Annotated in this window: 11 protein-coding genes and 1 riboswitch; of the genes, 7 read left to right on the top strand and 4 right to left on the bottom strand. The window is 67.8% G+C overall.

Going from position 1 to position 12,943, the window contains the following annotated elements; genetic code table 11:
- Window positions 1-241 precede the first annotated feature (241 nt).
- Window positions 242-913 (bottom strand): hypothetical protein, encoded by a 672-nt coding sequence (locus FHR96_RS00495; protein WP_183385685.1) that lies wholly within the window; start codon window positions 911-913, stop codon window positions 242-244.
- Between the two features lie 116 nt (window positions 914-1,029).
- Window positions 1,030-1,139: riboswitch (TPP riboswitch) on the top strand.
- Between FHR96_RS00495 and FHR96_RS00490 the strand changes: the two genes are divergently transcribed.
- The 3 genes from FHR96_RS00490 (at window position 1,129) to FHR96_RS00480 (ending at window position 5,839) form a co-directional block, all read left to right on the top strand.
- Entirely contained in the window at window positions 1,129-2,517 is a 1,389-nt protein-coding gene (locus tag FHR96_RS00490) for a sodium:solute symporter family transporter (RefSeq protein ID WP_183385684.1), read from the top strand. Its footprint overlaps the riboswitch before it by 11 nt.
- A gap of 74 nt (window positions 2,518-2,591) precedes the next feature.
- Window positions 2,592-4,280 carry a dihydroxy-acid dehydratase gene (gene ilvD, locus FHR96_RS00485; protein WP_183385683.1) on the top strand — a complete coding sequence of 563 codons (1,689 nt, stop codon included), beginning with the start codon at window positions 2,592-2,594 and terminating at the stop codon, window positions 4,278-4,280.
- A 5-nt stretch (window positions 4,281-4,285) separates the two neighbouring features.
- The gene (locus FHR96_RS00480; protein WP_183385682.1) at window positions 4,286-5,839 is read left to right on the top strand and encodes a hypothetical protein; all 1,554 of its coding nucleotides are present in this window, start codon (window positions 4,286-4,288) and stop codon (window positions 5,837-5,839) included.
- A gap of 28 nt (window positions 5,840-5,867) precedes the next feature.
- Here the strand turns inward: FHR96_RS00480 and FHR96_RS00475 are convergent, their stop codons facing one another.
- The 3 genes from FHR96_RS00475 to FHR96_RS00465 form a co-directional block, all read right to left on the bottom strand.
- Entirely contained in the window at window positions 5,868-6,338 is a 471-nt protein-coding gene (locus FHR96_RS00475; RefSeq protein ID WP_183385681.1) for a MarR family winged helix-turn-helix transcriptional regulator, read from the bottom strand.
- Window positions 6,339-6,477: 139 nt separating this feature from the next.
- On the bottom strand, window positions 6,478-7,149 hold the full coding sequence (locus FHR96_RS00470; protein WP_183385680.1) for a hypothetical protein: 672 nt from the start codon (window positions 7,147-7,149) through the stop codon (window positions 6,478-6,480).
- Between the two features lie 80 nt (window positions 7,150-7,229).
- The gene (locus FHR96_RS00465) at window positions 7,230-7,508 is read right to left on the bottom strand and encodes an XRE family transcriptional regulator (protein ID WP_183385679.1); all 279 of its coding nucleotides are present in this window, start codon (window positions 7,506-7,508) and stop codon (window positions 7,230-7,232) included.
- 275 nt (window positions 7,509-7,783) lie between these two features.
- On the opposite strand from FHR96_RS00465, the gene FHR96_RS00460 reads away from it, so the two are divergent.
- The 4 genes from FHR96_RS00460 to FHR96_RS00445 all read left to right on the top strand — a co-directional run bounded on the left by FHR96_RS00460 (window position 7,784) and on the right by FHR96_RS00445 (window position 12,942).
- Window positions 7,784-9,223 (top strand): APC family permease, encoded by a 1,440-nt coding sequence (locus FHR96_RS00460; RefSeq protein WP_183385678.1) that lies wholly within the window; start codon window positions 7,784-7,786, stop codon window positions 9,221-9,223.
- Between the two features lie 172 nt (window positions 9,224-9,395).
- Window positions 9,396-10,367, top strand: coding sequence for a glutarate dioxygenase GlaH (gene glaH / locus FHR96_RS00455; RefSeq protein ID WP_183385677.1), 972 nt, complete (start codon window positions 9,396-9,398; stop codon window positions 10,365-10,367).
- A 99-nt stretch (window positions 10,368-10,466) separates the two neighbouring features.
- A complete protein-coding gene (lhgO, locus tag FHR96_RS00450) occupies window positions 10,467-11,663 on the top strand; it encodes an L-2-hydroxyglutarate oxidase (RefSeq protein WP_183385676.1) in 1,197 nt (398 codons plus the stop codon).
- Window positions 11,664-11,979: 316 nt separating this feature from the next.
- Entirely contained in the window at window positions 11,980-12,942 is a 963-nt protein-coding gene (locus FHR96_RS00445; protein ID WP_183385675.1) for a TAXI family TRAP transporter solute-binding subunit, read from the top strand.
- The last annotated feature ends 1 nt before the right edge of the window (window position 12,943 follow it).

The following is a 12,943-nucleotide window of genomic DNA, read 5'->3' as shown; positions in this document are numbered from 1 at the left end:
CTGGCCTTCGACTCGGACTCGACACCAACTTTCACCCACCATGGGAGTCTCGCCGCACGAGACGCATGGGGCTGAGAGTGCCGCACGGATCGACCCCGGAACTTGATCTGGCTCATGTCGGTGGAGGAAGGATGACATGCCGTTTCTCACGTTTGCTGTGCTCTGCGCAGCAAGGCGGTGTGTTGCCTTCCTTAGCTAGCGCGCATGATCGGCGGGATGCCGTGGGAGAAGTGAACGAGGCCTATGCCTGACACTCCTCCAGCAGCTGCAGCACCGGCCCTAGCTGGCTCTCATGCAGCAATAGCACGCTTTGGCCGAGCTCGCCGTCGGCGGGCAGGACCACGGCAAACTCGCCTTCTTCCAGGTGGAATTCGTGGATCTGCCGGCTGCCTTCGGGCGTCTCGCAGCGGATCGAGCGGTAGGCGTCGTCCTCGCCGTAGATCAGGCGGTGATAGACCTTGAAGAAGGTGTAGAGCGACAGGCCCCAGGGGAAGGCCGACCAGCGGGCGGGATTGTTGCGCGTCTCGGCGTCTACCTCGATGCCATCCGATCGGGCCGCGGCGATGGCAGCGGCCAGCGGCTCGGCGAGCAGCGATGCCTCGCCACGGGGCAGTGGGGCGAGCGCCTCAGCGGCCCGGTGGTAGCGCTCGGCCACGGCCCGATAGTCTGCCAGGTCATTCAGCCGGTGGTCGCTGTGCCGCAGGTCTCCGGCGGCGCAGCCGCCGTTTTCCCAGCCGTGGATCACCCGCAGCGTCAGGCATTCTTCACGCATCGGCGTCGCCAGCAGGGCCTGAAGGGCCACGCGCAGGTGGAGCAGGCGTTCGCCGACCAGATTGTCGAAGGCGGTATAGGGGTCGGCGAAGATACCGTGCAGGCATCCGGGGGCATGTTCCTTGGCTTCGGTGAATGGCATGGCAGGCTTCCGGCGTGTGGGACGTTCGAATTCGGGTGTCGTTGTGTCATGCTGGTCGGGCGATACCGATATCGGCCGTCTCGGTCGTGGCTTGAGGGTCGCCCTCACAATTCACTCACTGTCGCCAGGGGAGTCTCGCCGTGCGCGAGGCTGAGAGAGCGTTCGTCGCTGACCCTGGAACCTGATCCGGTTCATACCGGCGGAGGAAGTGCGACATGCCTTACCTGACGTCTGCCGTGCTCGGCGCGGCGCTGCTGTGCTTTACCGTTCTGGGCCTCAGGGCCCGCCGGGCCGATGGCCCCCTCGACGACTACGTCACCGCCCGCAACTCCCAGTCGGCACCGACCCTGGGGCTGTCCTTCCTGGCCTCCGGCATGGGTGCCTGGATCCTCTTTGCTCCGCCCGAGATCGGCGCCTTCGTGGGGCCGCTGGGTCTGGCCGGCTATGCGATCGGCTCGGCGCTGCCGTTCATCGTGCTCGGCGCTTTCGGGCCGGCCATCCGCCGCCGGCTGCCCGAGGGCCGCAGCATCGGCGAATACGCCGAGGCCTGTTTCGGCGCCGGCGTGCGGCGCTGGGTATCGTTGGTCTCGGTGCTCTACATGGGCTGCTTCCTGGCTGCCGAGCTGACCGCCATCGGCGCCATCACCGGCCTGCTGTCCGACGTGTCGGTCAACCTGGTGGTGATCGGGGTGGCGGTGGCGACCCTGCTCTACACCGCGGTGGGTGGCCTGCGGGCTAGCCTTGCCACCGACCGCTGGCAGGCCTGGCTGCTGCTGGCCCTGCTGCTGGTGGTGGGCGGCGTGGCGCTCGCCCGGTTGCCTGCGCTGCCCGTCGACGCCTCGCTGCCGTCGATCCCTGCCGGTGACGCTCTCTCCGTGGCGCTGACGCTGGTGATCGCGGTGACCGCGGCCAACCTCTTCCACCAGGGCTACTGGCAGCGGGTCTGGGCGGCGCGGGACGAGCGTGCCCTGGGCCGCGGCGCCTGGCTGGGCGGCGTGACCACCGTGCTGGTGGTAGCGGTGGTCGGCGGTCTTGGCATGTTGGCCGCCATGGCCGGGGTGTCGCTTGGCGAGCCGCCGATCCCGTTCTTCGCGCTACTCGCCGAGGCGCCGGGCTGGCTGGCCCTGCCGGCTCTGGTGCTGGCGGTGACCCTGGTGGCCTCCAGCGTCGATACTCTGCAGAACGGCATCGCTTCGCTGGTGGTGGCCGGCAGCGGCCGGCGTGGCCTGTCGCTGGGCGCGGCCCGTTGGGTCACCGTGGCGCTGATGGTGCCGGTGGTGGCAATCGCCCTGCAGGGGCTCTCGGTGCTGCGGCTGTTCCTGATCGCCGATCTGCTGTGCGCCGCCATCGTCGTGCCGGTGCTGCTCGGCCTGTGGGCGCGGATGGGGGCCGCCGCGGCCCTGGCCGGCGGGCTGGCCGGCATGGCCGGTGCCGTGCTGCCGGGCTGGATCGTTTCCGGCAGCCTGATCCACGGCCTGCTGGCGGCGAGCTTCCCCGGCGGCGTGCCGACCCTGCCGCCCTTCCTCGGGGCGCTGGCGGCCTCCAGCCTGGCGGCCCTGGTGGTGGCCTGGTGGCGCCCCGCAGCGGTGGCGCGCGCCACCTGAACGGTTGCCAGCGTGGGCCTTGGCGGCCACCCTCTGAAGGTTCCCCCTGAATCGAGCCGAGAGGAGACCGCGTCATGAGCGACACGCCCCAGGACCCGCGCCGACGCCATTCCGCCCCGGTGGTGGACGGCGTCGGCAAGTCGGCCAGCCGCGCCATGCTGCGTGCGGTGGGCTTCGAGGACGCCGACTTCACCAAGCCCCAGGTGGGCATCGCCTCCACCTGGAGCCGGGTCACCCCCTGCAACAGCCACATCGGCGAGCTGGCCGAGCAGGCCAGCGACGGCGCCGATGGTGCGGGGGGCAAGGGGGTGGTCTTCAACACCATCACCATCTCCGACGGCATCGCCAACGGTACCGAGGGCATGAAGTACTCGCTGGTGTCGCGGGAGGTGATCGCCGATTCCATCGAGACGGTAGCGGGCTGCGAGGGCTTCGACGGCCTGGTGGCCATCGGTGGCTGCGACAAGAACATGCCCGGCTGCCTGATCGGCCTGGCGCGGTTGAACCGCCCCAGCGTCTTCGTCTATGGCGGCACCATCCTGCCCGGGGCAGGGCACACCGATATCGTCTCGGTGTTCGAGGCCATGGGCGCCCACTCCCGCGGCGATCTCGACCGCATCGAGCTCAAGCAGATCGAGGAAACGGCGATTCCCGGCCCCGGCGCCTGCGGCGGGATGTACACCGCCAACACCATGGCCTCGGCGATCGAGGCGCTGGGCATGAGCCTGCCGGGCAGCTCGGCGCAGAACGCCGTGTCGCAGGAGAAGCGCGACGACTGCCGCGCCGCCGGCGCCGCGGTGCTGGCGCTCCTCGAGCGCGATATCAAGCCCGTCGACATCATGACCCGTGAGGCGTTCGAGAACGCCATCACCGTGGTCATCGCGCTGGGCGGCTCGACCAATGCGGTGCTGCACCTGATCGCCATGGCCGACGCCATCGGCGTGTCGATCACCCTCGATGACTTCACCACGATCGGCCGTCGGGTCCCGGTGCTGGCCGACCTGCGGCCAAGCGGCCAGTACATGATGAGCGAGCTGGTGGAGATCGGCGGCATCCGGCCGCTGATGAAGACCCTGCTCGACGCCGGGCTGCTGCACGGCGACTGCCTGACCGTGACCGGTCGGACGCTCGCCGAGAACCTGGCCGACGTCGCGCCTTATCCGGACGGCCAGGACATCATCGCCCCGCTCGAGGCGCCGCTGAAGGCCCAGAGCCACCTGCGTATCCTCTACGGCAACCTGGCTCCTGCCGGGGCGGTGGCCAAGATCACCGGCAAGGAGGGCACCCGCTTCTCCGGCACGGCGCGGGTGTTCGGCTCCGAGGAAGAGGCCCAGGCGCGCATCAACGACGGCAGCGTGGTGGCCGGCGACGTGGTGGTGATCCGCTACGAAGGGCCGCGGGGCGGGCCCGGCATGCGCGAGATGCTGACTCCGACCTCGGCGATCATGGGCCGCGGACTCGGCAGCGAGGTGGCGCTGATCACCGATGGCCGGTTCTCGGGCGGCAGCCACGGCTTCGTGGTCGGCCACGTCACCCCCGAGGCCTTCGACGGCGGTCCGCTGGCGCTGGTGGAAGACGGCGACACCATCACCATCGACGCAGAGGCGGATACCCTCGAGGTGGCGCTGGAGGCCGCCGAACTGGAGCGTAGGCGCGCGGCCTGGCAACGGCCGGCGCCGCGCTATACCCGCGGGGTGCTGGCCAAGTACGCCCGCACGGTCGGGCCGGCCTCCGAAGGCGCGGTGACCGACCGCCCGGTGTAGTCGCCGTGACCCGCTGGCGGTGGCTGGCGGCGCTGGTCGGCGTCGCCTGGCTCGCCGGCTGCGCCGTGACTCCGGCCTGGCGGGCCGATCCGACGCCGGACCAGCGACAGTGTCGCGCCCGTCTCGCCGCCTTCGACGCCGCCGTGGCCGAGGCCGGCGTCGGCGATGCCGGGGCGGCCCGCATCGAGGGCTTTCCCTACCTGCGCACCGACCGGCTGTTGGCGAGCTTCGCCGACGAGCTGCACGATTCTTCCGAGACGCCGCGCCATGCCGACTGGCTGGCGCGGCTGCGTGGCCTGGACGCCGAGGCGCGTCGCATCGAGGCGGCCAACCTGCCCGCCGACATCCGACACCGCCTGACCCAACGCTTCGGCGATGCCCCGGCCGTGGCCGCCAATGCCTGTGCCGAGCGCCTGCTGGGCAAAGAACTGCAGGGCAAAGAACTGCTGGATGGGGAGCTGCGCGGCCCGGAGGATCGCCCGGCGCGCAGGGCGCTTCACGAGGCGATCGAGATGCCCGACCACTACGTCGATAGCTGGCGGGCGCTGGGGCTTTATCCGTTGACCCGGCTGGGGCTGGCCTGGGGCTATACACGCTGGCGGGAAGAGTATCTGGCGACGTTCGGTCGGCCCTTCCCGGCGAGCGCCGAGGTGCGTCGCTATGCGCCCGAGCCGTTGGCGAACGAGGGGCTGGACGTCGCCTCGGCCGCTCGGCTGGTGCGCGAGGCGCCGCGCAGCCCGCTGGGGATGCTGGCACTGGATGATGCCCACCTGCGACGCCTGGCGGCCTACCATGCCCCGGCCTTCGCCATCGAGACCCGCAGCCATGACGACCGCCCGGGCACGCCCGTATGGCGGCGCGGCGCGGCGGGCCCGCGGCCGGGCGTGGACACCACGCGGCCGGAGGTGGACGTGCGGTTGGCTCATACGCGCTTCCATGGCGTCGTGCTGCCGCAGCTGGTCTACACGCTGTGGTTCCCGGCGCGTACTCGACAGGGAAACTTCGACATCCTCGGTGGGCGTCTGGACGGGGTGGTCTGGCGGGTGACCCTGGGCGAGGACGGCCGGCCGCTGATCTATGACAGCATCCATGCCTGCGGCTGCTATCACCTGTTCTTTCCGGTGCCGCCGCTGCGTCGAGTGCCGGTGGCGGCAGACCACGACCTGCGTGAGGCGCCGCTGACGCCGATGTCGGCACCCTCCAGGGGAGAAGGCGAGCGTCTGAGGTTGCGCCTGGCGGCGGTCAGCCATTATCTGGTCGGGATCGAATCGGCGAGAGCATCGCAGCCATCGCAGGCGACGTATGCGCTGACCCTGGCCCGCGAGCCGCCGCGTTTCGGCCAGCGTTCCCTGGCGCTGCCGGACGGGGGACGGCGCAGCCTCTACGGGCCCGAGGGCATCGTGTCGGCGTCGGCACGTCGCGAGCGTTTCATCCTGTGGCCGGCGGGAATCCGCAGCCCCGGCGCCATGCGCCAGTGGGGCACCCACGCCACGGTGTTCGTGGGGCGACGCCATTTCGACGAGCCCTACCTGTTCGAGTCGGCCTTCGCGCTGCCGTAAGGCGGACGGGAGAGCGGTGAAGAGAGGGTCAGTGTGCCTGGACGATGGGCACTTGGCTCCGGTGGTTGTGCTCGTCGGCGATGCGCTTGAGCAGCCGCCCCAGCGTTTTCCGATCGTCGGGGGGCAGGGGCGCGAGGATTTCCTCCTGCACCTCCTCGACCAGGGGCGCCACCCGGGCGCGCAGTTCGCGGCCGGCCTCGGTGATGGTGACCCGCATGGCGCGGCGGTCCTCGGGGTTGCGTCGCCGCGAAACCAGGCCGCGGTTCTCCAGCTTGCGCACTACCCCCGCCACGGTGTTGCGGTCCAGCGCCGTCTGGCGGCCCAGGGTGACCTGATCCAGCGGGCCCAGCTCTTCCAGGGCAGACAGCATCACATACTGCAGCTGGGTGAGCTGGAAGACCTCGCACTTGCGCAGGAAGATCGCCACGCTGATCTGATGGCAGCGGCGCAGCAGATTCCCCGGCAGGGTATTGGCCCGGGAGAGCGGATGGGCGTCCATGGCGTCGAGTCTGACTGGGGTGAAGAGGGGATAGCCCTCGGATTATGTCACAGCGCCGGTTCGGGAAGGTAGTGAAGGGCCCCCGGACCCGACGCGCTCGGTCGGGTCCGGGGCAGAGGCTCCCGTCAGTGGGACGACCTCATTCCGGCACGGCAGAGCGCATCATGTCCTCGAAGGTCATGGCGTCCTCGGGCAGTTCGAAGATATCGGCTTGCGGCGTCTCGTCGGACAGTTCGGCGATCTGGAAGCGGTCGCTGAAGCGCAGCATGCCGAGCTCCCGCTCTTCCAACTCCGTGGCGATGGGATCCGACTCGCCTGTCATGCTCTGCTGGTAGGCATGAAATACCGCCATCAGCTCGCGAACCTGGGGATCGTCGCTCAGCACCAGGGTATCGTCGTGGGCGTTGCCGGCCTTGTCGGTCCACTGCAGGCGATAGACGTCGCCCTCGAGGCCGGCGATGGTCTCCTGCTCGCCGGTCGCCTCCAGGGCATCGACCGAGCTGGCCTGCTCGTCGGTGAGCCCGGCCGCAGCCTTGTCGCCGCCCATGCCTTCGGCCATTTCCCTGAGTTTGGCAAGGTCCATGACCATGGTCTGGCCTTGCATTTGGCTGACCATGTAGCCCTTGCCGTCCTTGAGCAGCATGAAGCCCGCCTGGGCCTGCTGGGGAAAGTCCATGCGCAGGTCGTCACCCGCCCAACTGACTTCCATGGTGGCGCCGCCCTGGGCGGAATGGCTCTCCAGGGTGGCCTTGCCGTCGGCCAGGACGGGCAGCGAGGCGGCCAGCAGCAGGCCGGTCACGAGGTGTCGCATCGGGAGTCTCCCTAGTGTCTCGAATCCATGAGGCGGGGTGGGCCGGCGGTGACCGGCCCTTGCCCGAGTCGCGCGGGCGGCTAGGGCGGAGTGAGTTCGTGGTCGATGGTCCGGCGCAGTGTCTGGAGCTCGTCGAGGGTGAGCTGCTCCAGCCGCCCGGCGAGGAGGTCGCTGATCTTCTGCATGGGCAGTCCCGCTCGGCGGGCGATCTCGCGATTGCCGAGATCCGATACGGCGATCAGCCGGGTGATGATGCGCATCAGGCGCGTGCGTTGTTCGAGATCCCTGACGTCGAGGTCAGGGCACCTTGGCGGAGGTTCTACGCGATCCGCGCGGGTGGTGGGGCTTGCCGTGCTCATGATGCTCCAGAGGACAGAATCGACCGCTACAGCATGAAGGCTTTTTTCGGGTTTCGCCAGCCCCGAAATGTCCTTGCGATCGCCCCGTGGCAAGGTGGCCATGGGGCCGCCCGTCATGCCTGATCCGGCCGCGTCGGCGAGCGATGTGCTGCGACCAAAGTTGCATGCATCTCGATGACTGACGACTTGTGACCGCAAGGGGGAGTGGTTATTTTGTCGATGATTTTGAAAAAAATATTAATTAATACAAAAAATCGTCTAAATGGGAGAGGTACATGAACAACGACCCGACGCAAACGACACAGCTGACGCGAGTGCTCGCGCGCAAGGACGTGCTGGCCCTGGCCTTCGGCGCGATGATCGGCTGGGGATGGATCGTGCTGACCGGTAGCTGGATCCAGTCGGCGGGCAGCCTGGGCGCCATTACTGCCTTCTTGCTCGGCGGGGCGGTGATCGTGCTGGTGGGCCTGACCTACGCCGAACTCGCCTCGGCCATGCCCCAGGTCGGCGGCGAGCACGTCTACAGCTACCGTGCCATGGGGCACTTCGCTTCCTTCCTGTGTACCTGGGCGATCACCCTGGGCTACGTCAGCGTAGTCGCCTTCGAAGCCGTGGCGCTGCCCACGGTGGTCGAGCACCTGTTTCCCGACTATGCGGTGGGACAGTTGTGGACCATCGCCGGCTGGGACGTGAAGGCCACCTGGGTGGCGGTCGGCGTGGCCGGTTCGCTGGTGATGACCTGGATCAACTACCTCGGCGTGCGCACCGCGGCCCTGGTGCAGAAGGTGGTGACCCTGCTGATCCTGGCGGTGGGGGTGATGTTCATCACCGGCGCCCTGTTCGAGGGCAGCGCCGCCACCCTGGAGCCGCTGTTCAACGTCGAGCAGGGCGTGGTCGGCGGCATCATGACGGTGATCATCATGGTGCCCTTCATGTTCGTCGGCTTCGACGTGATTCCCCAGGCCGCCGAGGAGATCGATCTGCCGTTCAGGGAGATCGGCCGGGTGCTGATGATCTCGGTGATCCTGGCAGTGTTCTGGTACGCTTTCATCATCCTCGGCACGGCGCTGATGCTGGACCCGGCGGCGCTGGCCGAGAGCTCGTTGGCGGTGCCCGATGCCATGCAGGCGGTCTTCCAGGCGCCCTGGGCGGGCAACCTGATGATCCTGGCCGGCATCGCCGGCATCATCACCAGCTGGAACGCCTTCTACATTGGCGGCTCCCGGGCCATCTATGCCCTGGCACATTCCGGCATGCTGCCGGCCTTCCTCGCCCGGCTGCATCCCAAGCACCGCACGCCCACCAACGCCATCCTGGTGATGGGGCTGCTGTCTGCCGCCGCACCCTTGCTCGGTCGACCGGCGCTGGTCTGGCTGGTGGTCGCCGGCGGTCTGGGCATCGTCGTCGCCTACCTGTTCGTGTCGCTGTCCTTCGTGCTGCTGCGTCGCCGCGAGCCGGACATGCCGCGCCCCTTCCGCGTGCGCCGCGGCAAGACGGTGGGCGCGCTGTCGGTGATCCTCTCGCTGGCGCTGATCGGCCTCTACCTGCCCGGCAGCCCGTCCGCGCTGTCGCCGCTGGAATGGTCGCTGTTCGGCGGCTGGATGATACTGGGGCTGGCGCTTTATGCCTGGTCGCGGGCCCGCTACGGCGTGGCCTACAGCGACACCATGATGCAGCGCGAGCTGGACGGTGCCGATCCCTACCAAGGGCGTTGACGGCTCCTGCTGCCCCGATGGATTCGACCCCGGCCTCTCACAGGCCGGGGTTTTTGTTGGTCAGTCTGCGGTGTGAGGAAGGCAGGGGAAAGATGAAACGTAGATATATTGACGATTTTAAAAAATGTAGATATTTTTAATTCATCAACGCTCGAGACCATGGAGACCCCAGATGACCGTGCTGACCCGGATTCCCGACATCGCCATGCCGCTGCCCGCCGACCTCCAGGGCTTCAGCCTGACGCCGTCGACGCAGTCGCCGCGGCTGCTGCAGATGACCTTCTCCCGCGAGGTGGTCGAGGCCTTCCTCGCTGCCGTGGCCGACTGGCCGGTGCAGGCGCTGGAGTACAAGTCGATGCTGCGCTTCCGGGTGGCGAAGATCCTCGACGAGCTGTGCGGCAATACCCTGAAGCCGGTGCTGATCAATACCCTGGTGGATCGTGGTACGGGTGGGCTCCAGGTGGTGCCCGAGGGCCTCGACGGCGTCGAGCAGGCCGAGGAGATGGTCAAGTTCGCCACCGCCGTGGCGCACCTGATGGGCCGCTCCAACTACGACGCCATGAGCGGCCAGTACTATGCGCGTTTCGTGGTCAAGAACGTCGACGAGTCGGACAGCTACCTGCGCCAGCCCCACCGAGTGATGGAGCTGCACAACGACGGCACCTTCGTCGAGCAGGACACCGACTACGTGCTGATGATGAAGATCGACGAGCAGCACATGCAGGGCGGCAACTCCCTGCTGCTGCACCTGGACGACTGGGCGGACCTGGAGCGCTTCTACCGTCATCCGCTGGCGCGCCGCGAGATGCGCTGGACCGCGCCGCCAAGCAAGAACGTCGCCAAGGACGTCTACCATGCGGTGTTCGACGTGGACACCGAGGGTCGGCCGATCATGTCCTACATCGACCAGTTCGTGCAGCCCAAGGACTTCGAGGAGGGCAACTGGCTGAGCGATCTCTCCGAGTCCCTGGAGAACAGCCCGGCGATCCTCTCGGTGCCCAACCCGGTGGGCAGCTTCCTGCTGATCAACAACCACTTCTGGCTGCACGGTCGGGATCGCTTCACACCGCACCCCGAGCTGCGCCGCGAGCTGATGCGCCAGCGGGGCTACTTCACCCATGCCAGCACCCTGCGCCAGCGCTGAGAAGAGGGCGCCGGGGAGCAATGCGCCCGGCGTAGGGGTACCCTGACCAGGCCACGCCGCCATCGCGGCGTGGCCGTCGCATTGGCACAAGAGGACGGCATGTACGATTTCATCATCATCGGCGGGGGCATCCTGGGCATGTCCACCGCCATGCAGCTCAAGCAGGCCTATCCGGATCGCCGGATGCTGGTGGTGGAGAAGGAGCGCGAGGCGGCGCGCCACCAGACCGGCCATAACAGCGGGGTGATCCACGCCGGGGTCTACTACACCCCGGGCAGTCTCAAGGCTCGCTTCTGCCTGGAAGGCAACCGGGCCACCAAGGCCTTCTGCGATGTCCACGACATACCCTACGACAGCTGCGGCAAACTGCTGGTGGCCACCAACGACCTGGAGATGCAGCGCATGCAGGCGCTGTGGGATCGCACCGAGGCCAACGGCCTCACGCGCGAGTGGCTGGACGCGGGCGCCCTGCGGGAACGCGAGCCCAACATCACCGGGGTCGGCGGCATCTTCGTGCCGTCGAGCGGTATCGTCGACTACCGTGCGGTGACCCGCGCCATGGCCGCCGAGTTCGAGCGCCTGGGCGGCGAGATTCGCTACGGCGCCGAGGTGACGGGGCTCGAGGAACGGCGCCGCGAGGTGGTGGTGACCACCGGGGCCGGCGAGTTTACCGGCCGCTATCTGGTGAGCTGTTCGGGGCTGATGGCCGACCGGGTGGTGCGCATGCTGGGCCAGGATCCCGGATTCACCATCTGTCCCTTCCGCGGCGAGTACTACCGGCTGCCCGAGCGCCACAACGCCATCGTCAATCACCTGATTTATCCGATCCCGGATCCCTCGATGCCGTTTCTCGGCGTGCACCTGACGCGCATGATCGACGGCTCGGTCACCGTGGGCCCCAACGCCGTGCTGGCCTTCAAGCGTGAGGGCTATCGCCGGCGTGACGTGTCGCCCCGAGACCTGGCGCAGATGTTCACCAACCCGGGCATTCTCCGGGTGCTGGGCAAGCACCTGCGCCCGGGAATCAAGGAGATGAAGAACTCGCTGCACAAGCGCGGCTATCTGGAGCTGGTGCGCAAGTATTGCCCGAGCCTGACCCTCGACGATCTGGAGGCCTATCCGGCCGGGGTGCGGGCCCAGGCGGTATCGCGGGACGGCAAGTTGGTCGACGACTTCCTGTTCGTCAACACTCCGCGCACGGTCAACGTCGGCAATGCGCCGTCGCCGGCCGCCACCTCGGCGTTGCCCATCGGCGCGCACATCGTTGCCAAGGTGAAGGAGCAGGTCGGTGAGTGAGTTCGCGTTGAAAGAAAACGGCGAGGGAGGGGTAGACGGGGGCGAAACGTCTGTGGAAGACGAACAGGGACAACGGGAAAGGCGGCCTGTGGCCCACGCGGACAAGGGCTTCCGGCCGCTTTTCAACTCGTCAGGACAATATGCTCTCGATGATTCGGTATTATCTAAAGTAGTAGCGCGTATCGACATTGGTGGTCTGGTCGCTTTGCCCGGGGCCTGCTAGCGTTTTTGCATGCGTTGGCGCTCGGTGGTTGACCGGGCCCCACCGCCCCACAAGGACAACAAGCTCAGCGATATTCGCGAGGGAGGATTCTTCATGCGCGCACTCAAGACGGCCCTGGCGGCCACCCTGCTGGTCGTGGCCCCCGCGGCCCTGGCCCAGCAGCAGCTGTCCATCGCCACGGGGGGGACCGGCGGCACCTACTATCCCTACGGCGGCGGCCTGGCCGAGCTGATCAACGAGCACGTCGAGGGATACGACGCCGTAGCCGAGGTCACCGGCGCCTCGGTGGAGAACATGGGGCTGATCTGGCGCGGTGACTCCGACCTGGCGCTGGCCCTGGCCGATACCGTCTACCAGGCCTACAACGGCACCGGTGACTTCGAGGGTCGCAAGCTCGAGAACATCCGCGCCCTGGCGTCGATCTATCCCAACGCCGTGCAGATCGTCACCATGGCGGATTCCGGCATCGAATCGCTGTCGGACCTGAAGGGCAAGATCGTGTCGGTAGGGGCGCCGGGCAGCGGCACCGAGATCAACGCCAGCACCCTGCTGGAGGCCAACGGTATCACCTATGATGACATCGATGCGCGTCGCCTCAACTTCAACGAGACCGCTGACGCCATCCGCGACGGCGACATCGATGCCGGCTTCTGGAGCGTGGGGCCGCCCACCAGCTCGATCATGAACCTGGCCACCACTCGCGACATCCGTCTGATCGGCCTCTCCGACGAGGAGGTCGCCAACGCCAAGGCCGAGGAGCCGGTCTTCGCCGCCTACCAGCTCAAGTCAGGCCTCTACGAGGGCATGGAAGAACCGGTGCAGACCATCGGCATTCCCAACGTGCTGGCGGTGAGCAGCGAGATGGACGAGGAGCTGGCCTACCAGATCACCAAGACGCTGTTCGAACATACCGATCAACTGATCGCCATCCACCCGGCGGCCAACGACACCACCGTCGAGTTCAGCGTCGAGTCCACGCCGATCGCCTTTCATCCCGGCGCGCTGCGCTACTACGAGGAAGTCGGCGCCGAGATCGCCGATCGTCAGCGTCCCTGAG

Origin of the sequence: Halomonas organivorans (assembly GCF_014192055.1) — a bacterium.
Classification (GTDB): Bacteria; Pseudomonadota; Gammaproteobacteria; order Pseudomonadales; family Halomonadaceae; genus Halomonas; species Halomonas organivorans.
This window is presented reverse-complemented; position numbering and strand designations above follow the sequence as displayed.

Excerpts from the sequence above, each read along its gene's own strand:
- FHR96_RS00495 (WP_183385685.1), bottom strand. The coding sequence starts at position 913 with ATGCCATTCACCGAAGCCAAGGAACATGCCCCCGGATGCCTGCACGGT.
- FHR96_RS00490 (WP_183385684.1), top strand. The coding sequence starts at position 1,129 with ATGCCTTACCTGACGTCTGCCGTGCTCGGCGCGGCGCTGCTGTGCTTT.
- ilvD (WP_183385683.1), top strand. The coding sequence starts at position 2,592 with ATGAGCGACACGCCCCAGGACCCGCGCCGACGCCATTCCGCCCCGGTG.
- FHR96_RS00475 (WP_183385681.1), bottom strand. The coding sequence starts at position 6,338 with ATGGACGCCCATCCGCTCTCCCGGGCCAATACCCTGCCGGGGAATCTG.
- FHR96_RS00470 (WP_183385680.1), bottom strand. The coding sequence starts at position 7,149 with ATGCGACACCTCGTGACCGGCCTGCTGCTGGCCGCCTCGCTGCCCGTC.
- FHR96_RS00465 (WP_183385679.1), bottom strand. The coding sequence starts at position 7,508 with ATGAGCACGGCAAGCCCCACCACCCGCGCGGATCGCGTAGAACCTCCG.
- FHR96_RS00460 (WP_183385678.1), top strand. The coding sequence starts at position 7,784 with ATGAACAACGACCCGACGCAAACGACACAGCTGACGCGAGTGCTCGCG.
- glaH (WP_183385677.1), top strand. The coding sequence starts at position 9,396 with ATGACCGTGCTGACCCGGATTCCCGACATCGCCATGCCGCTGCCCGCC.
- lhgO (WP_183385676.1), top strand. The coding sequence starts at position 10,467 with ATGTACGATTTCATCATCATCGGCGGGGGCATCCTGGGCATGTCCACC.
- FHR96_RS00445 (WP_183385675.1), top strand. The coding sequence starts at position 11,980 with ATGCGCGCACTCAAGACGGCCCTGGCGGCCACCCTGCTGGTCGTGGCC.